16 protein-coding genes are annotated in these 17260 nt (G+C 64.7%); 9 read left to right on the top strand and 7 right to left on the bottom strand.

Features of this window, described 5'->3' with window-relative positions; translation table 11 throughout:
* Positions 1-32 precede the first annotated feature (32 nt).
* The 3 genes from ACKY0W_RS14880 (at position 33) to ACKY0W_RS14870 (ending at position 2380) form a co-directional block, all read left to right on the top strand.
* On the top strand, positions 33-1088 hold the full coding sequence (locus tag ACKY0W_RS14880; protein ID WP_409437798.1) for a DUF4238 domain-containing protein: 1056 nt from the start codon (positions 33-35) through the stop codon (positions 1086-1088).
* A gap of 430 nt (positions 1089-1518) precedes the next feature.
* The gene (locus tag ACKY0W_RS14875; protein ID WP_409434690.1) at positions 1519-1869 is read left to right on the top strand and encodes a hypothetical protein; all 351 of its coding nucleotides are present in this window, start codon (positions 1519-1521) and stop codon (positions 1867-1869) included.
* Positions 1870-1996: 127 nt separating this feature from the next.
* Entirely contained in the window at positions 1997-2380 is a 384-nt protein-coding gene (locus ACKY0W_RS14870; RefSeq protein WP_409434689.1) for a VOC family protein, read from the top strand.
* 24 nt (positions 2381-2404) lie between these two features.
* Here the strand turns inward: ACKY0W_RS14870 and ACKY0W_RS14865 are convergent, their stop codons facing one another.
* Positions 2405-2791, bottom strand: a complete 387-nt coding sequence (locus tag ACKY0W_RS14865; RefSeq protein WP_409434688.1) for a DUF5997 family protein — start codon at positions 2789-2791, stop codon at positions 2405-2407.
* 28 nt (positions 2792-2819) lie between these two features.
* On the opposite strand from ACKY0W_RS14865, the gene ACKY0W_RS14860 reads away from it, so the two are divergent.
* Positions 2820-3533: a LysR family substrate-binding domain-containing protein gene (locus ACKY0W_RS14860; RefSeq protein ID WP_409434687.1), complete on the top strand. Its 714-nt coding sequence runs from the start codon at positions 2820-2822 to the stop codon at positions 3531-3533.
* Between the two features lie 14 nt (positions 3534-3547).
* Here the strand turns inward: ACKY0W_RS14860 and nrdF are convergent, their stop codons facing one another.
* The 3 genes from nrdF to ACKY0W_RS14845 form a co-directional block, all read right to left on the bottom strand.
* Positions 3548-4510: a class 1b ribonucleoside-diphosphate reductase subunit beta gene (gene nrdF, locus ACKY0W_RS14855; RefSeq protein ID WP_409437797.1), complete on the bottom strand. Its 963-nt coding sequence runs from the start codon at positions 4508-4510 to the stop codon at positions 3548-3550.
* A gap of 5 nt (positions 4511-4515) precedes the next feature.
* Positions 4516-5130: a superoxide dismutase gene (locus tag ACKY0W_RS14850; RefSeq protein ID WP_409437796.1), complete on the bottom strand. Its 615-nt coding sequence runs from the start codon at positions 5128-5130 to the stop codon at positions 4516-4518.
* Positions 5131-5292: 162 nt separating this feature from the next.
* The gene (locus ACKY0W_RS14845; protein WP_409434686.1) at positions 5293-6387 is read right to left on the bottom strand and encodes a helix-turn-helix transcriptional regulator; all 1095 of its coding nucleotides are present in this window, start codon (positions 6385-6387) and stop codon (positions 5293-5295) included.
* Between the two features lie 141 nt (positions 6388-6528).
* Between ACKY0W_RS14845 and ACKY0W_RS14840 the strand changes: the two genes are divergently transcribed.
* Complete coding sequence (locus ACKY0W_RS14840; RefSeq protein ID WP_409434685.1) at positions 6529-7899, top strand: cytochrome P450; 1371 nt, start codon at positions 6529-6531, stop codon at positions 7897-7899.
* Positions 7900-7922: 23 nt separating this feature from the next.
* Positions 7923-8732 carry an alpha/beta hydrolase gene (locus ACKY0W_RS14835; protein WP_409434684.1) on the top strand — a complete coding sequence of 270 codons (810 nt, stop codon included), beginning with the start codon at positions 7923-7925 and terminating at the stop codon, positions 8730-8732.
* A 96-nt stretch (positions 8733-8828) separates the two neighbouring features.
* Here the strand turns inward: ACKY0W_RS14835 and ACKY0W_RS14830 are convergent, their stop codons facing one another.
* Complete coding sequence (locus ACKY0W_RS14830; RefSeq protein WP_409434683.1) at positions 8829-10010, bottom strand: NAD(P)/FAD-dependent oxidoreductase; 1182 nt, start codon at positions 10008-10010, stop codon at positions 8829-8831.
* Positions 10011-10067: 57 nt separating this feature from the next.
* On the opposite strand from ACKY0W_RS14830, the gene ACKY0W_RS14825 reads away from it, so the two are divergent.
* Both ACKY0W_RS14825 and ACKY0W_RS14820 read left to right on the top strand, forming a co-directional pair.
* Positions 10068-10814, top strand: a complete 747-nt coding sequence (locus ACKY0W_RS14825) for a TetR/AcrR family transcriptional regulator (protein WP_409434682.1) — start codon at positions 10068-10070, stop codon at positions 10812-10814.
* A gap of 57 nt (positions 10815-10871) precedes the next feature.
* Positions 10872-12398: a PE-PPE domain-containing protein gene (locus ACKY0W_RS14820; RefSeq protein ID WP_409434681.1), complete on the top strand. Its 1527-nt coding sequence runs from the start codon at positions 10872-10874 to the stop codon at positions 12396-12398.
* A 15-nt stretch (positions 12399-12413) separates the two neighbouring features.
* Here the strand turns inward: ACKY0W_RS14820 and ACKY0W_RS14815 are convergent, their stop codons facing one another.
* Together ACKY0W_RS14815 and ACKY0W_RS14810 are read right to left on the bottom strand one after the other, a co-directional pair.
* Positions 12414-13796: a cellulase family glycosylhydrolase gene (locus ACKY0W_RS14815; protein WP_409434680.1), complete on the bottom strand. Its 1383-nt coding sequence runs from the start codon at positions 13794-13796 to the stop codon at positions 12414-12416.
* Between the two features lie 121 nt (positions 13797-13917).
* Positions 13918-15147, bottom strand: a complete 1230-nt coding sequence (locus ACKY0W_RS14810; RefSeq protein WP_409434679.1) for a PucR family transcriptional regulator — start codon at positions 15145-15147, stop codon at positions 13918-13920.
* Between the two features lie 155 nt (positions 15148-15302).
* Here ACKY0W_RS14810 and ACKY0W_RS14805 point away from each other — a divergent pair, with 155 nt between their 5' ends.
* Positions 15303-17258: a hypothetical protein gene (locus ACKY0W_RS14805; RefSeq protein WP_409434678.1), complete on the top strand. Its 1956-nt coding sequence runs from the start codon at positions 15303-15305 to the stop codon at positions 17256-17258.
* The last annotated feature ends 2 nt before the right edge of the window (positions 17259-17260 follow it).

The raw sequence follows: 17260 nt of genomic DNA, 5'->3' as shown, positions 1-17260 counted from the left end.
ACTTGGTACACCGTTCGGCCACCGAAGCTGATATGGCAGGCAGGCCTGCGTCGACGCGTGACCATCACGTTCCGCAGATGTACCTCAAACGCTTCGCGCGCCAGGAAAGGAACGGCTTCCATATCGTCGGCGCGGACGTTCGAGATTTGTCTACCCGCTTCACCGCGGAGGTGAAAAATGTTGCTGTAGAGCGCGGCTTCTATTGGGGGAGCGACAACGAAGGCGTCCCTCACCACGAGATGGAGAAATTTCTCGACAAGATCGAAAGGCTGGGGGCAAGGGCTTTTCGTCAATTGCTGGACGCCGGAAGATTGCCGACCGACAATGCCCTGCCCTCCACTCCTTTGCGCAAGGACACGCGATTGGCTTTGTCGTGGTGGATAGCAGCCCAGGTTCTCCGAACAACACGGCAGCGAGTTCGACTTGATATCGATACAGCGTCTTCGATAGAGGTTCCTGGCGATTTTCGGTCGGCTAACCGGCATATCGAGTACATCGTCAAGCTCGTCCGGCCGCTGGCGACCATTTTGTACGCTCGGCCCTGGGGGGTGGGTTTTAGCGACTACTGCTTATTAACTGGTGATGTCCCCGTCCTGGTGATTAATGGTCAAGACGCTAGCGATCAGCTACTAGCCGCCGACTACTGGGACATCTATTTGCCGCTCGACCCACACCGATGTCTGTTCCTCCCAGGATTGTCTACCAGGAGGATACGGAATCACTGGTTCGACCGTACGTTGAAGCTTCATCCTGGTATTGCGATCGCATTGAACAATGCTATTTACGATGTCGCTGTGAAACACGTATTCTTCCACCCGGATCACGATCCGACTTCGAAAGTCCGTGTGCGCGATCGTCGTGCACTTGAAGCCGAGCTGGTCGCGAACGCGATGCCGCGCTATCTGGTTGGGTATGACGTTTTGGGGGCGGACTGCGGAGTCGAACGGCGATGGCTTGATGAGCATCCGGAACCGAGCGGGAGCTATCAGTCGCCTCAATTGACTGATTCAGAGGTGATCGAAGTAGTGGAGATGATGGCGAACCACCTTGACCAGGCAGAGGCTACTTTCCGAGATCTAACGACGTGATGTGCTGGGGCGGCCGTAGCCGCCGCAGGGGTCGAGTCTGGTCCCAATACGACCTGTTCTTCAAGGACACCGCGACCACGCGCGACGTCAACCGCGCTCAGATCTACGCCTGGCGCAAGAGAATCAAGACGCTGTACTACATCCGCCTGCGGCAGATGGCGCGAAGGTACCGAGGTCGAGGGTTGCGTGTCCTGCGTGCTGTGACCATTTTTCCGACGACTCGCGGGCCAGGGGAGGCATCCCCTGGCCCGTTTGTTCTTTGATGGCGGTCAGAGTCCCTCGGTCGACCGACTGCTTACTGCCTCGAGCAGCCGCAACGCAGCTGGCACTTTCGGCTCCCGCGACCAAGCGTTTATGCTTAATGTGAAAGTCCTGAATAAACCAGTTTCGACGTTCACTTATGCGTGGGTAAACCGACGAAAGGCGTCAATTGACCCAGCTCAAAGCCAGGTTCTCGCGGATCATGCTGGCAACCATCCTTCTGGCGACCCTGCCTTCGCTGGCAGTTAGTACCGCACACGCCGACGCCAATAGCTACCTGCGCGAGGTGCACAGCTCGGTCAGGGTCCGATTGCGCGATAACCAAGCGCTGCAATTGGGTTGGGAAGCATGTCATGTCCTGCGCAAGGGGCCGGACGGACGGGCGACCCCAGAGTCGCGCGGTGAGGCCGCTCAAGTCGTCAGCAGGGCAGCGCGCAAGTTGGGCGTGAACCGCCACGACGGCCTGGATCGCGGAAGCGTCAGCCGTCTGGTGGATTCCGCCGAACGCTACCTGTGCTGATCGGCCAGCCCTCGCACTCGGCGTCTGGCAGGGTGCTTCGAAACGGTTGCAGGCCAGGGGATATTGCTGCCTGGCCTGCGTCTTTTTTTCAAAGCCGTACCCCGCCGGCGTGGATAGGGTGGGCGGCATGACCCGGATCAGACCGTTCCTCATGTTCCAGGGCGGGACTGCCGCCGCCGCGATCGAGTTGTACCTGGCCGCATTCCCGGGTGCCTCGGTGGTGTCCTCGACCGCGCACCCCGATCCGGCCGCCGGCATCATGCTGGCCGAACTGGACCTGGCCGGGCTGCGGGTGCTGGTCAGTGACAGTGCGGTCACGCATGGCTTCGACTTCACCCCGTCGAGCTCACTGTTCGTAGAGGTCGCTGACCGCCCGGAGCTGGAACGGCTGGCGGCCGTGCTGGGGGAGGGCGGCGCCACCCTGATGCCGCTCGGCGACTACGGTTTCTCGACCGCGTTCGCCTGGGTCAACGATCGGTTCGGAGTGTCCTGGCAGCTCAACCTGCCGTGAGGCCCGTTCTTCGGTCTTCTTGAATCAGCTTTCGCGAGCTTGGTCGGCATGCAGTGTCTTGATGCGCCGCTGCTCGCGCAGGACTTCCTGGTAGCTCTCACGTTCGGCGACCAGCCACTCGGGCTTCTCCTCGAGCAGCGCGACGATCTGCTCGGTGGTCAGCGCATTCTCCACGCCGCTGCGGGTGAGACCGGAGATCGAGATGCCCAGCTTGGCCGCCACCAGATTCTTCGGGTGCGGTCCGTTCTTGCGCAGGTCCTTGAGCCACTGCGGCGGTTCGGCCTGCAAGGCGGCGAGCTCGGTGCGGGTGATCGAGTTCTCCTGGAACTCCCCAGGTGTCGCGGGCAGATACACGTCCAGTTTCTTGGCGGCCGTAGCGGGTTTCATGGACTGTGCGTTCGGCCTGCTCATGGCGTCAGCCTATCGGTAGCCTGATGCGGTGAACCCGCCTTCCCTCACCCTCGGGTACGTCCCCGGCGGGACGCCCGCGAAGTGGGCTCGGGTCTGGGCCGAGCGGCACCCGGATGTCCCACTGCTGCTGCACGCCGTTGCCGCGGCAGACGCGGCGGCCGCCGTGCGGGCCGGCACCGTCGATGTGGCACTGCTGCGGCCGCTGGCCGACACCGAGGGGCTGGCGGTTATTCCCCTCTATGAGGAGACGACGGTAGTCGTGGTGCCCAAGGATCACGTTTTCAACGCCGTCGACGAGATCGCCGCTGCCGACCTCCAGGATGAGCCGGTCCTGCTGCCGCTAGACGACGTCGTCGCATGGGCGGACGCTCCCGGCAACCCGATCGATCATCGCCCTGAAACCACTAAGGACGCAATAGAACTCGTCGCAGCCGGGCTGGGCGCACTTGTCGTTCCACAGTCGTTGGCGCGGCTCTATCACCGCAAGGATCTCACTTACCGTGCGATCACCGATGCGCCCACCTGCCCGGTGTCGCTGGCTTTCCCCAACGGTTCGCAGTCGGAACTGGTCGAAGAGTTCGTCGGCGTTGTGCGGGGCCGCAAACCCGGTTCGTCGCGGGGGCAGGCCCCGTCGGCGCCCAAGCGCACGGCCCGGGAGAAGACGCTCGCCAAACAGGCCGCCCGCGCCGCTGCGGGCAAGGTCGCCCGCAAACCGGGTCGGGCGGGGCGCGGTCGACGCTGACACAGCTGTCGAGTTCAGAAATCCCAGTCGTCGTCTGTCGTGGGCTGCTGTGCGCCGATCACGTATGAGCTTCCCGACCCGGAGAAGAAGTCGTGGTTCTCGGCGGCTCCCGGATCGAGGGCGGACATGATCTCGGCCGGTACGCGACAGTCATCGGTGGGAAATAACGGGTCCAGGCCGAGGTTGGACAGCGCCTTGTTCGCGTTGTAGCGCATGTAAGGCAGGACCGGTTCGATCATGCCGAGCGGGCCGTATAGATCTCGCGCATAGTCGATCTCGTTGTCGTACAGCTCGGTGAGCATCGAGTAGGCGAAGTCTTTCAGCTCGATGCGGCGCTGCGCGGTGGCCGTGTGCATGCCCTGCTGGAACTTGTAGCCGACGTAGAAGCCGTGCACTGCCTCGTCGCGGATGATCAGCCGGATGATGTCGGCCGTGTTGGTCAGAATCGAACGTGATGCCCAATGCAGCGGCAGGTAGAAGCCGCTGTAGAACATGAACGACTCCAACATCACCGAGCTGATCTTCTTCTTCAGCGGGTCGTCGCCCCGGTAGTAGTCATGCACGATGTGGGCCTTGCGCTGCAGAAAGGTGTTTTCGCGCGACCAGGCGAAGGCTGCGGTGATCTCGGGAGTCGAGCACAGGGTGGAGAAGATGGAGCTGTAGCTCTTGGCGTGGACGGACTCCATGAACGCCATGTTGGTGTAGACCGCTTCCTCGTGCGGTGTGGCGGAGTCAGCGAGCATCTCGATGCACCCGACGGTCCCCTGCATGGTGTCGAGCAGGGTCAGTCCGGTGAACACCCGGATGGTCAGCGTCTGCTGTTCGGGGCTCAGGATGTGCCAGCTGGGCAGGTCGTTGGAGAGCGGCACTTTCTCCGGGAGCCAGAAGTTCGCGGTGAGCCTGTTCCACACATCCAGGTCCCGCTGATCGGCGATGTCGTTCCAGTTGATCGCCTCGATCGGATCGACGGCCACGATCTAGCCTACGTCGACGGTGAACAGCGTCGGGCGGCGTCGAACCGCTCGGTGACATCGGCCCAATCGATCAGCGACCACAGCCGGTCGATGTAGTCGGTCTTGACGTTGCGGTACTGCAGATAGAACGCGTGCTCCCAGGCGTCGAACACCAGCAGCGGGGTGCTGGTCGGGACCACGGTGATGTGGTGGTCGTGGATCTGGTTGACCACCAGCCGCGCCCCGAGCGGATCCCAGGCCAGTGCGCCCCAGCCTGATCCCTGAACGCTGGCGGTGGCCGCCGTCAGCTCCGCTTGGAACGCTTCGAAATCACCGAAGAACTCGTCGATAGCGGCGGCGAGTTCCCCGCCGGGCCGGTCGCCGCCGTCGGGGGACAGGTTGGTCCAGAACTGCGAATGCAAACTGTGGCCGGCCAGGTGGAAGGCCAGGGTGCGTTCGAGCCCGGGTAGTGGTGCGAAGTTGCGGGCCTGTCGCATCTCGCCGAGGCGTTCCAACGTTGCATTCGCGCCCTTGACGTAGGCGGCGTGGTGCGCGCCGTGGTGCAGCTCCATGATTTCGCCGCTGATCGCGGGTTCGAGATCGCCGTAGTCGTAGGTCAGATCGGGGAGTTGGTAGGCCGGCATCGCGTAGTTCTCCTTGACGGGGTGGGGCTGTTGCGCCCTCATACCGTAGCGGTTGTTCGGCTACCCGAACAAATAGTTACGGCTTGCCGTACTTCGCTGGCGTCCAGCTCGCGAGACGGCCACCTCCGATGTGCCCTGCTTGGTGTGAACCCACCACTGAGCTCAGCGGCAGGGTGAGCGCAGGCCGAGCAGCAGCCGGATGAGGTCGGCTTGGCGATGGGTTCCGGTCTTGTCGAAGACGTGCTGCAGGTGCGTCTTGACGGTGGCCTGTGACAACGACAGGCGTTCGGCGATGTCCTTGACGCTGCTGCCGTGCAACACCATCAGCGCAATCTGGGTTTCGCCGGCCGTGAGGCCGTAGTGGCGGCGCAAAAGCACTGCCGCTGTTTCGGGTTCGTGCTCTGGATCGACGACAATGACCATGGCGCGCCTGCCGGCTCCGGTGCCGTCGGCCGGGTCGATGGGCAATACCTCGATGACGTAGGGGCGCTGGTCGTCGGGTCGGGTGCACAGCAGCGAGCTTCCCGACGGCCGGTTGTTCCCGGCCGCCAAGGCGGCGTGAATGCTGCACTGAAGTGCACGGTCGGTTCCGGCGGCTACCGCTTCGAGTCGCCCGGCGCGGGAGCGGAGTCCTCCGGTTGACCGCAGGAGGTCCTCGGCGGCGTCGTTGGCGTACACGATGTGAGACTCGGTGGCGACCACGACGATGGCCAGCCGCAGCGCCTGGGTGACGGCACCGAGGTCGTCGGCGTGGCGGCGCAGCTGTTGCAAGTGCCGTTGGCCGCGCAGGGCTTGTTGCAGGTGCGGTACCAGGGCGCTGACCAGCGGGACGAAGGGCTGCAGCGGCTGTGGCGCGGCGGCAAGGAACGCCAGCGGCGCCGGGCCGCCGGTGAGCCGCACGAACAAGCCGTCCGTCATGTCCAGGGGACGCAGCCAGTCGATGTTGAACTCGGACTCGGTCTGCAATGCCACCAGCGACCGCCCGCTGTGAAGGACACCGACCGGGCCGTTCTCGACGGCGTCGAGGACGTAGTCGATCCGGTGGTAGTGCCGGTTGTAGTCGGCTTGGGCCTCCGGTGCCAGGCTGGTGGCCTGGATCGACCGGCCCGATTCGTCCACGCGTATCACCGCGCAGTTTGCGTCGACGATCTGCCCAAGGTCGCTCAGTGTCGAGGTCCAGTTGGTGGGCGCCAGGACGGTGCCATAGATGGCCGCGACTATCCGCGAAAAGTCGTCAAGAGTCGCTGCCGCCGGCATGTCACGTCTCCGGTCTGGGGAATGCCTCCCACCTTGGAGAAGATTGTGCGCCGGAGAACGCGCCTGAAATCTGATTTCCAGCGAAAATCTCAACCATTTGGATGAGGCGCGGGGTGGATCGCGCCTGGTTGGCTGACCCCCATGACCGTGGACGATGTCGGCGTCGATGTGCGCGCGCTGCCGTTGGCGCCGAAAAACCCATTGCCGTATAGGCAGCAGGTGCGGCAGTTCCGGGAGCTGCGTACCGGAATCGAAATATTGCGCGATGCCGGCGGGGCGGTGACCAGGCTGGAACTGGCGCCTCGCTGGCTCGCGCCCCCGATAGTGGTGGTGACCTCGCCGCAAGGTGCGCACGATGTGCTCAGCAGCGGCGACGTCGATCGCACTCTGGCCCACGACGAGATACGCCACCTATTGGGTCCGAACCTGTTCGATCTGCCCAATGACGCGTGGCTGCCGCGGCGGCGCACGTTGCAGCCGCTGTTCACCAAGCAACATGTCCGCGGATTCGCCGGGCATATGGGACAGGCCGCCGAAACAGTCGCCTCCGGTTGGAAAGACGGGTCAACGGTCGATTTGGACGCCGAGTGCCGCCGATTAACGCTGCGGGCGTTGGGGCGCTCGGTGCTCGGCGCCGACCTTGACGAACAGGCCGCAACGCTGGGTACGCCGATGCGTGTGGCGCAGGAGTACGTCACGGATCGGGCGTTTGCTCCGGTACGCGCGCCGCGCTGGCTGCCGACCCCGGCGCGACACCGTGCCCGGGCCGCGAGCGCCACATTGCACCGGCTCGCCAACGACATCCTGCAGGCCTGTCGAGCCGACCCCGAGAGGGACGCGCCGCTGGTGCGCGGGCTGATCAGTGCCACCGACCCCGACACGGGCCGTGGGCTGACCGATCGTGAGATCTGCGACGAGCTGATCGTATTCATGCTGGCCGGTCACGACACCACCGCGACGACGCTGGCCTACGCGTTGTGGGCGCTGGGCAACCACCCCGACATGCAGCGCCGGGTTGCCGCCGAGGTCGCCGAACTCGACGCGGACCTCAGCCCTGACGATGTGACCAGGCTGCCGTACACCATTCAGGTCCTGCATGAAGCGCTACGGTTATGCCCGCCCGGCGCGCTCAACGGCCGAACCGCAGTGCGCGACATCGCGGTCGACGGCTTCCGTGTGGAGGCCGGCTCCATGGTCGGGATCGGAATTCACGCGTTGCACCGCGATCCGACGCTGTGGGAACACCCGCTGGAGTTCAATCCGGACCGGTTCAGCCCGGAGAACTCGGCAGGCCGTAATCGATGGCAGTATCTGCCATTCGGTGGCGGACCACGCAAGTGCGTCGGCGATCACTTCGCCATGTTGGAAGCCACCCTGGCGCTGGCCACCTGCGTGCAGCACCGCGAGATCAGTTCGCTGAGCAACGAATTCCCGGTGGCGGTGCCGTTCACGACGGTCGCCGCCGCGCCGATCTATGCCCGCGTCACACAGCGATCGGGCGCGCTGCGGTGACGGCGCAACCAGCGTCACCCGTTGTGCCGGGGCGGGGTGCGGCTCCCCGGCTCGAGATCCTCGATGTAGGTGTCACTACCCGCGCCCACCCGGCGCCGCTGCTGTTCGTGCATGGCGCCTGGCACGGCGCGTGGTGTTGGGCCGAACACTTCCTGAACTTCTTCGCCGACAAGGGCTATCGCGCAGTGGCGGTGAATCTGCGCGGCCACGGGAGCAGCTCGCTGCACCAGCGGCTGCGCTCCTGCTCGGCCGCCGACTACGTCGACGACATTCACGCGGTGGTCGATGACCTGCCCACCGTGCCGGTGTTGATCGGCCACTCTCTGGGCGGTTACCTGGTACAGAAATATCTGGAATCCTCACCCGCGGCAGCGGGAGTTCTGCTGGCGTCCGCGACCGGCCGTGCCGCGCTCACACTGTCCTTGCGTCAGACCAGACGACACCCCTGGTTGATGGCGGGTTACGCGTTCACCGGCAGATCGTTGCCGCTGGTCGACTCGGTCGAACGCGCCCGGGAAGCATTCTTCTCGCCGACAACTTCCGAAGCCGATGTCGTCCGGTATGCAGCGCGTCTGCAGGAAGAATGCCAACGAGCAATCCTGGACGTGCTGATGTTGAATATCGCCCGCCCCAAGCGGATAACGACGCCGCTGCTGGTGCTGGGCGCCGAACACGACGGTTGCATCTCGATCCAGGCGGTGCGGGCGCTGGCACGCGCCGTGGGCACCGACGCGGAGATCTTCTCCGGGATGGGGCACAACATGATGCTCGAACCCGGCTGGGACGCGGTAGCAGAACGCATCCACGTCTGGCTGGGCGAGCGGCACCTGTAGCCGATTCATCGGCCAAGGGCGCGCCGACTGTGCGGTTCGCGACGCGTTCGTCGGCGTGGCGCGTCGTGAGATTCACACTCGGTCAGGGGCCCGGCCTCAGTGCGTGTGAGCCGGCCCCTCTTGGCCCTTGTAGAGCCGGGCGAGCATCAGGTCGCGGAATCGCGCGTTGTCGAGCAGCTTGAGCCCGGCATTGGCCAGCGCCGGCATACCGGCAAGCTTGTGAAAGAACCTGCCGCGCTTGTACTCCCGGCCCCAAGCCTCTTCCATGCGGTTGGCGTAGTTGGTGAAATCGTCGGGCCCGCCGTTGGTCAGCGCTGCGACGGCGCATTCGCCGGCAGCCAGCCCCGACTCCAGCGCCTTGGAGATCCCGGCGCCCGAGGTCGGCCTGCCCGCACCCAGCGAGTCCCCGGTGAACAGCACCCCAGGCCGCCACGGCGGCCACGCGGTGAAGCCCATCGGCAGGCGCCAGGCTCGTACGGTCTTGGACTGCTTGAGTTCGGTGATCGACGGCAGTTCCCATTCCCGGGGAAGCGTCTCGAGGAAGTCGCCGAGGAAGTGCGTGGCGTTGATGGCCTGCCAGTTCTTGTAGCTGTTGACATAGCCCAGGCCGATGTTGACCCGGCCGTCACCCAGCGGGAACACCCACCCGTAGCCGGGCAGCTGGTCGCCCTGGAAGACCAGCTTCATGTAGATGTCGAGGGAGTCCACATCCGGTCGGATCGCGGGCATTTCGGCGCGGATCGCGATCGCGGAGTAGCCGTTGTAGTCCGAATCGAGCTTCAGCGCCCGCTTGATCGGCGAGTAGGCGCCGTCGGCGGCGATCACCGCATCCGCCAGCACCTTCTCGCCGCCCTTGAGCAGCACCCCGGTCACGCGGCCGGTGTCGTCGAGCACCGGGCCGGCGGCCTCGGCGGACTGCCGAATCTCGGCGCCGGCAGATTCGGCGTGCTTGAGCAGCAACGTGTCCAATTCCGGGCGGCGCGCGACGTAGCCGTGGTCGGGCATACCGGGCCGTCGCGGAAATGACAGCTCCCACTCGCTCGGGCTGAACACCTTCACCCGGTTGACCCGGTGGAACTTGTCGACCTGCTCGGCCAGGCCCATTTTCTGCAGGTAGCTGACCGCGCGAGCGGTCAGGCCGTCACCGCAGGGCTTGTCCCGTGGGAACTCCGCTTTGTCCAAGACCACGACGCTAGCGCCGGCCTGCCTGGCTTGCCAGGCGGCGGCCGACCCTGCTGGACCCCCGCCGACAACTGCAAGGTCGAATCGCTGCACCACAGCGGCGATGTTAGCCGACGGCCGGTCTGCCCAGGTCAGCGACGGCAACGCTGTAGGGTGCTTGACGTGCGCGGAACGACGAGGCCCAAGCCGGCCGAAAACGGTGGGCAGAAGGTCGACGCGCGCAGCGAGCGTTGGCGCGAACACCGCAAGAAGGTCCGCCGCGAGATCGTCGACGCCGCCTTCCGGTCCATCGACCGGCTCGGCCCTGAGGTGAGCGTGCGCGAGATCGCCGAGGAAGCCGGCACCGCCAAGCCCAAGATCTACCGGCATTTTGCCGATAAGGATGACCTGTTCGAGGCGGTTGGGGCTCGGCTGCGCGACGACCTGTGGACGGCGATCTTCGCCTCCATCGATGTCGCCACCAACTCGCTGCGCGACATCGTCCGGCGCAGCGTCGAAGAGTACGTCGCCCTGGTCGACGAGCACCCCAATGTGCTGCGGTTCTTCATCCAGGGGCGGGCGCGCGCGCAAGCCGAATCGCGGATGCGGGCGCTGAACGAAGGCCGGACCATCACCCTGGCGATGGCCGAGATGATCAACAACGAACTGCAGGACCTGGACCTCAACCGCGGGGCGCTGGATCTGGCCGCATTCGCGGCTTTCGGTAGCGCGACCTCGGCCACTGATTGGTGGCTGGGGCCGGAGTTGGACAGCCCGCGGCGCATGCCCCGCGACACCTTCGTGGACTACCTGACGACGATCATGATCAGCGTCGTCGGTGGCACCGCCCAGAACCTCGGCATCGTGATGGACCCTGAGCAGCCGATCCAGTCGGCGGTCCGGAGTCAACCGTTCGCCTGATCAGCGATCCGCCCGAATCACGCCTCGCGACCTGATAAATGCCGTATAAACAACTGAATGACACACAATAACGCCTGGCGGATGGGCTCGGGGCTCCTGTCGGCGGTCACCGCAGCAGCACTGGTCGTGCCAGCGACGCTGGCGACAGCGGCGTCCGAGGTAACCACGGCGTTGGCGGTCGCGCCGACGGCGTTGCCTACCTTTCCGTTCGGGGGCCCGCCGGGCGACCCGTACGCATGCATGGAAGTTGGCGTGGTCGGGTGCTCGATCGTGTTCGGCGGCAGCGGCATTCCGATACCGCACCAGGACTACATCGACGCGGTCAACGAGCGCTTCATTCAGCCGTTGCATCCCGGGTTCACGCCGCAGGCCCTGTTCACCCCGGAGGGACTGCAGCCGTTTACCGGTGTCAAGACGTTGCCGCTGGACGTTTCGATGGCGCAGGGATTGACGATTCTGCAGCTCGCCGTCCAGAAGCAGTTCGACTTGGGCCATGAGGTCAACCTGTACGGCTACTCGCAGAGCGCTTCGATCGACACGCTGCTGATGAGGCAGTATCTCGCGTTGCCCGAAGATCAACGGCCAGATGCGGATGCGTTGACGTTCACGTTCCTGGGCAACCCCAACACCCCCAACGGCGGGCTGATGCAGATCTTCAATCTGCCGGAGTTCGGTGGATCGATACCCATCGCGTCACTGGGCCTAACCCTCAATGGCGCAACCCCGGACGGTCCCTGGACGACCAACAATTACACGCTGGAGTACGACGGGTTTGCCGACTTTCCGCGCTACACGCTGAATCTGCTTTCCAACCTCAACGCGGTAGCCGGAATCCTGTACACGCACAACCAGTACCCGATGCTGCCGATGACACCTGATGGCCAGCTCGCCAACGCGATCCTGCTGCCGGGCTCGGTGGACTACGTCGGGGAGCTGCCCGACGGCGTGACGCCGAGTACGGCGACCAACTACTGGATGATCCCGACCGAGAACCTTCCCCTGCTGGAGCCGTTTCGTGGCAGCCCGTTCGGGAACGCGATCGCCGACCTGGTGCAGCCGTCCCTGCGGGTGCTGGTCAACCTGGGCTACGGCCAGATCGAACACGGCTGGGACACGGGACCGGCCAACGTACCCACCACGATGGGATTGTTCCCGGACGTCAACCCCATGGATGTCCTGACGGCCCTGGTCAACGGCGCCCAACAGGGCTGGCAGGATTTCGTTCAAGACCTGGGTTCGCTGTCGTCAGCCGTTGCCGACGGGCCCGACCCAGGAGTGGACATGGCTGCGTTCACGATGCCCAGCCTCGTCGACATCGCCAACGCATTCAGCGGCTCGATCTCCGCGATCAACGGGGCGTTGATGGTGACCGGGGACATCCTGAATGCACTGACCACCACCCTGCCGGCCGCCATGGCCCAGGTCATCTTCTCCGAACTCTCCCAAGGGGATCTGCTCGACGCGATCGGTCTTCCACTGGCCGCGGCCAGCGGGCTGGGGTCGCTGGCGGCGGGCTTCGAGTTGATCGGGATCATGCACGCGACGTCCCAGATTCAGGCGGAATTCGCGGGCCTGTTCGGATGATCCGGTGGCAGAGGTTTAGAGCCCGAGGTCGAGCAACACGCTGATGGCGTCCACGACCAGGGGTTTGGTGGCCTCCAGGAATTGGGTCGTGGTCGCGGTGATGAAGTCGGAGGCTGCGGTGAACGCCTGCTGCAGGGGCTCGGGCAGCACTTGGTAGATCGCCGCGATGATGGCGTTGGGGATGATCAGCCCCTGGTTGATCACGCCCGCGACCATCGAGGCCAGCTGGAGGTAGACCACCTCGGCGTCGGGCAGCAGCGGCGCGGTGTAGTCCGGCAGGGCGCCGTCGGCGTTGGCGCCGATCAGGTTGGCCAGCACCTCGGCAGCGGGCTTGGGGGTGCCGTCGTCGGTGAACAAACCGAAGTTGCCCTCGTGGTTGAGCGCCCCGGTCGCCAGGTCTTGGGCGCTGTAGATGAACGCCGGCCCGGCGAATGGGAGCTTGGACCAGGCGATCAGGAAGTCTTCGAGGAAATTGGCCTGGACGGTCTCGCTCACACCGAAAACCGGAGTGGTGGCATTGCCGTACTCGGTGGCCCAGATCTTCAGATCGCCGTCACCGTTGGCGGCCATGATCGCATTGAGCGCCTGGACCTGCTCCAGCGGTGAGTTGGTCACGCCCAGGCCTGCGGAGAACGGCAGCGTGTAGTGGTAGGGGTGGTAGCTCACCGCGTCGAAATAGCCGTGGGCCCCGCTGGCGTACATCTGCTCCAGGAACTCTTGGGGACTGACACTGAGCCCGGCGATGGTGGTGGTCGCACCCAACGCACCCGCCAGCACGGTGGCGTCGGGATCGACCGCTTTGATCGCGGTGTAGGCGGCCTGCAGCACCGTCGTGTAGGTCTCGGCGCTGACCGGGGAGTAGAAGATCACCCCGTTGGGTTCGTTCCAGATCTCGTAGGACGAGATCTGGCTGCCGTAGCGCTCGGCGACTTCGGCGGCGAAATTCGCATAGGCGGTCGGGTCGGGGGCACCCGAGATGAGTGGGCCATCCCAGGCGGGGTTGCCGGTGATGGCGCCTGTGATTGTGAAGCCCATCGAGTGCGCCGTGTTGATCACGTTGTCCATCTGGGCCCAGTCATAGGTGGTGGCGGTGGGCTGAATGTAGAGCCACGGCACGGCCAGGCGCAGATCGGTGACCCCGAGGTCGCGGATCTCGCTGAGTTGGGCGACGAGGTCGGACTGGTTCAGGTTGTACAGGTCGGAGTCGGCCACCCCGAAAACCTGGGTGGTGACATCGCTGGTCTCGGCGTTGACCAGGGTGATCGTCTCGAGGTGGATCACCTGCGGCGCTGCGATCGTCGGGCCGGCGCCGGGATTGGTCGTAGGCAGGCTGGTGGCGCCGGTCAGGGTTGAGATGGCCAGGATGGCCGCGGCGAGTGCCGTTTGGATGCGACGCACAGTGATCAACGACAGGACCGCCTCGTCAGTGATGGTGAGGGTTGAGCGTATCGCCGACGGGAGAGAAATTTCAGGTCAAACCGAAGTCACTCTCAGGTGAGATGCAAATCCGCCACTGGCGCTAACCTGCGCCGCCGCGCCAGCGCAGCGCTTCCAACGCGACCGCGACATACAGGCTGTTGTCTTCCAACGACTTCGGCAACAGTTCCTCGGCGCGAGCGATCCGGCGCAGCAATGTATTTCGGTGAATGAACAGGTGGGCCGCCGCACGCGAGGCGTTGCACTGCTGATGGACGAATGTCAGGACGGTTTGCTGCAGTTCGGCGTCGGCCGCCGCGAAGTCGCCGAGCGTTCGGGTGATGTACCGGTCCGCCCACTCCGGTTCGGCACTGATCAAGGCGACGAGCTCGATATCGGCGAACCGGGCCACACGCTGGGTGGAGTTCAGCCGCACCATCATGCGCTGTGCGGTGATGGCGTCGAGGTGGCTGCGCCGAAAGCCGTCGAGGCCCGCGGCCGTCGTCCCGATCGCGATCTGTACCCCCGGCAGGATGCTGACCGCGGCGGAGACGGTGGTCAGGTCCGGGCCTGCCGGGCCGGGCACCCACACCCAGCGGGTCGCCGTGCTGGCGAGAACCGACAAAGCGCGCTGCCCGTCGTGGGTACGCATCAATGCCTCGGCGGCGGCATCGAGATCGGACAGGTTGGTGGTCGACTCGTCGCCCCAGATCACCGCCGCGGTATGGCTTTGGTCGAGGCGATAGCCGAGCCGGCTTTCTGCGCGCTGTGTGGTGATTGCCGCGCCGTCCAGGATCAGTGCGACGGTCTCCCGTCGCTCGGCGTGGGTGCCCCGGGTGAGGGCCTCACGTTCGCGCTGCATCTGCTCGCCGATGCCGGCGATGGTGGCATCGATGAACGAGGTCAACGACCGGGAGGTCACGTCGAGCAGTTCACGCAGTTGGTCGGGATCGTTGGTGAGGGTGAATGCGGTCTGCATCCACGACCGCCACGCCACATTGGTTCCCACCCGGTAGGCGTCGAGGACCGCCGATTCGTCGAGGCCTCGACGGAATCCGTCCCGGACGATGAGCAGTGACTCCGTCGCGAGATTGGCCGGCACCGGTTCTCCTGGGTGGCTGACATTGGCGGCCGCCCAGTGCAAGAGGTTGGAGCGGTTGCTGCGGCGGATGCCTTCGGCGAGAACCGGATCCGAGGCTATGGCTTGGGTGTATACCGCCGACAGGGTGGCCTCATGGAGTTCGTCGAGTGACTCCGGGGGAGCACTGACCATCAGCTGGGCGCCATTCCGGATCAGCTCGCGTACCGGCTCGGATGGCCGTGCCCAGTCCATAGCCACAGCATATATCGCTGGTGCATTGTGCACTGACTAGCGCGCCTTTTAGGTGCCAAATGCTCTTTCGCGACGACCCGCGTTCGCCGAACAATCAGGTCGCTATCAGGTGACAGCCATCACAGCTCACCTTGACCACACCCCTGGAGGACCACATGTCGCGCATCGGATCCACACAACGCGCAGCCGTCGAGCGCGCCAACTGCAAGGCCGCTCAGCGGCGCCGGATGCGGCAGCGGCTGCGCGTCGTCGCCGCCACCGCGCCGGGAGCGGTGGCCGGAGCGTTGGCGATGACGTTGGCAACCCCGCACGCGGTCGCCGCGACGGGCCCGACGGCCGCCATGCAATCGATCATCGACCAGCTGCTCGACGCGCAGCAGCAGGTGTACGACACGAACAGCCACTACCCGTTCATCATTCCGTCGGATCTTGACTCGCTGCCGCAGTACATACAGGGCCTGTCAGCCACCGAGCTGGTGTTGCAATACGGCGAGATGTTCAATCCCAATACCGGAATCCAATGGCTGCTCGGCTTCCCGTGGGACGCCAATTCGGCTGACCCGGGACAGTTCTACATCTTGGTGAACCCGGACAATCAGTACGGCGTCATCCCGATCAGCGCGGATGGCACATACACGATGACGGTCCAGCCCGGTCCTGGCAGCCTCGACGTGTCATTCACAACGCTGTCCGGCACGATCGGCTCCGAGCAGGGCTACCTGCCGACCGGCCATGTGCTCAGTCTGTCCGGGGCCACGCCGAACGCGGACGGCAGCTACACGATCACCTTCAGCCCGACACCGCACGACGGGAACTGGATCGACACCACCGGCGCCGAAACCATGCTTATTCGCAACTCCATCGGTGACGCCGGACTGCCGCACGACTTCTTCTCGCTCGAGCAAGAGGGCGTTGCGCCGACCTACCACCTGCCCTTCCTCTCGGACGAGCAGCTCACGACGCTATTGAGCAACGTTGCCAGGGACATTCCCACCACCAACGCCGACGCCGTCTACTACGACCAGACCGCGATCCCGAACAAGCTCCCGGTCAACTGGATGACGCCGGTCGCATCGTCGACCACCGCGATCAACGGACTCATGCCCGGTCAATACAGCACGATGGGACACTTCCAGCTGGATGACGACGAGGCATTGATCGTCAAGGTGCCCAACCTTGACGCCCGGTACTCGGGCCTGGAGCTGGCCAACGCGTGGGGACAGAACGTCCCGATCGTGACCGCGCAGGGCAGCCTGAACAGCACCCAGACGTTCGAGGATCCCGACGGCTACACCTACTACGTCATCAGCGCCAAAGACCCCGGTGTCGCCAACTGGATCGACACCGGTGGCCTCGTCAACGGAATGCTCGGAATCCGCTGGCAGGGGGTGGAGGGCAATCCAACGGGCTCCCAGACGTTTTCCCAGGTGGTGAACGTCGCTGATATCAAGGATTACCTGCCGGCCGATCACCCCCTGGTCAGCCCCGAAGAGCAGGCGGCGCTGCTGCACGAGCGCCTGTTCAATTGGAACTACAACCAGGACCAGGACCACGACATCTCTTGGCTGGGGGCCAACCTCCTGCGCTACCAGGTGGTGGCCGCGATGGGCGAGGAGAACTTCGAGAAGATCTTCGGCAGCCAGGCTGACGCGCCGACGGTCTGGGATCGGATGAGCGACCCCGCACTGATGCCACACCTGGACGCCGTCGCCTCGGAGTTCCTGACCAACCCGGCTGGTGCCATGGCGGCGTTCGTCGGCAATATGCCGTTGGCATTCAAAGACATCGAGTTGCCGGTGCTGCTGGCCATGATGAGTTCGAAGGCTGTTGCGGACCAGACCTGGCAAGGCTTGCAGGGTGACTTCAGTTCAGGCGACTGGACGCAGGCCTGGACAACGCTGACCGGCGGCCTGGAAAGGCTGGGGACGGTCTTCGATACGGCCTGGGATGACCCGACCACCGGCATCATCGCGGGCCTGCTCAACGCGCGTGACGACATGTCGACCGGAATTCTCAACGCCGGCAACAGCTTCGACCTGAGCCCGTACTCGCCGCTGATGGAGTCACTGGTCGATCTGAACCAGCAGGTTCTGGCGGCCCTGATGGGCTGAGC

This window comes from Mycobacterium sp. SMC-14 (genome assembly GCF_046250075.1).
In the GTDB taxonomy this organism is placed as follows: domain Bacteria; phylum Actinomycetota; class Actinomycetes; order Mycobacteriales; family Mycobacteriaceae; genus Mycobacterium.
This window is presented reverse-complemented; position numbering and strand designations above follow the sequence as displayed.

Excerpts from the sequence above, each read along its gene's own strand:
- ACKY0W_RS14805 (WP_409434678.1), top strand. The coding sequence starts at position 15,303 with ATGTCGCGCATCGGATCCACACAACGCGCAGCCGTCGAGCGCGCCAAC.
- ACKY0W_RS14840 (WP_409434685.1), top strand. The coding sequence starts at position 6,529 with ATGACCGTGGACGATGTCGGCGTCGATGTGCGCGCGCTGCCGTTGGCG.
- ACKY0W_RS14865 (WP_409434688.1), bottom strand. The coding sequence starts at position 2,791 with ATGAGCAGGCCGAACGCACAGTCCATGAAACCCGCTACGGCCGCCAAG.
- ACKY0W_RS14880 (WP_409437798.1), top strand. The coding sequence starts at position 33 with ATGGCAGGCAGGCCTGCGTCGACGCGTGACCATCACGTTCCGCAGATG.
- ACKY0W_RS14820 (WP_409434681.1), top strand. The coding sequence starts at position 10,872 with ATGACACACAATAACGCCTGGCGGATGGGCTCGGGGCTCCTGTCGGCG.
- ACKY0W_RS14870 (WP_409434689.1), top strand. The coding sequence starts at position 1,997 with ATGACCCGGATCAGACCGTTCCTCATGTTCCAGGGCGGGACTGCCGCC.
- ACKY0W_RS14850 (WP_409437796.1), bottom strand. The coding sequence starts at position 5,130 with ATGCCGGCCTACCAACTCCCCGATCTGACCTACGACTACGGCGATCTC.
- ACKY0W_RS14810 (WP_409434679.1), bottom strand. The coding sequence starts at position 15,147 with ATGGACTGGGCACGGCCATCCGAGCCGGTACGCGAGCTGATCCGGAAT.
- ACKY0W_RS14845 (WP_409434686.1), bottom strand. The coding sequence starts at position 6,387 with ATGCCGGCGGCAGCGACTCTTGACGACTTTTCGCGGATAGTCGCGGCC.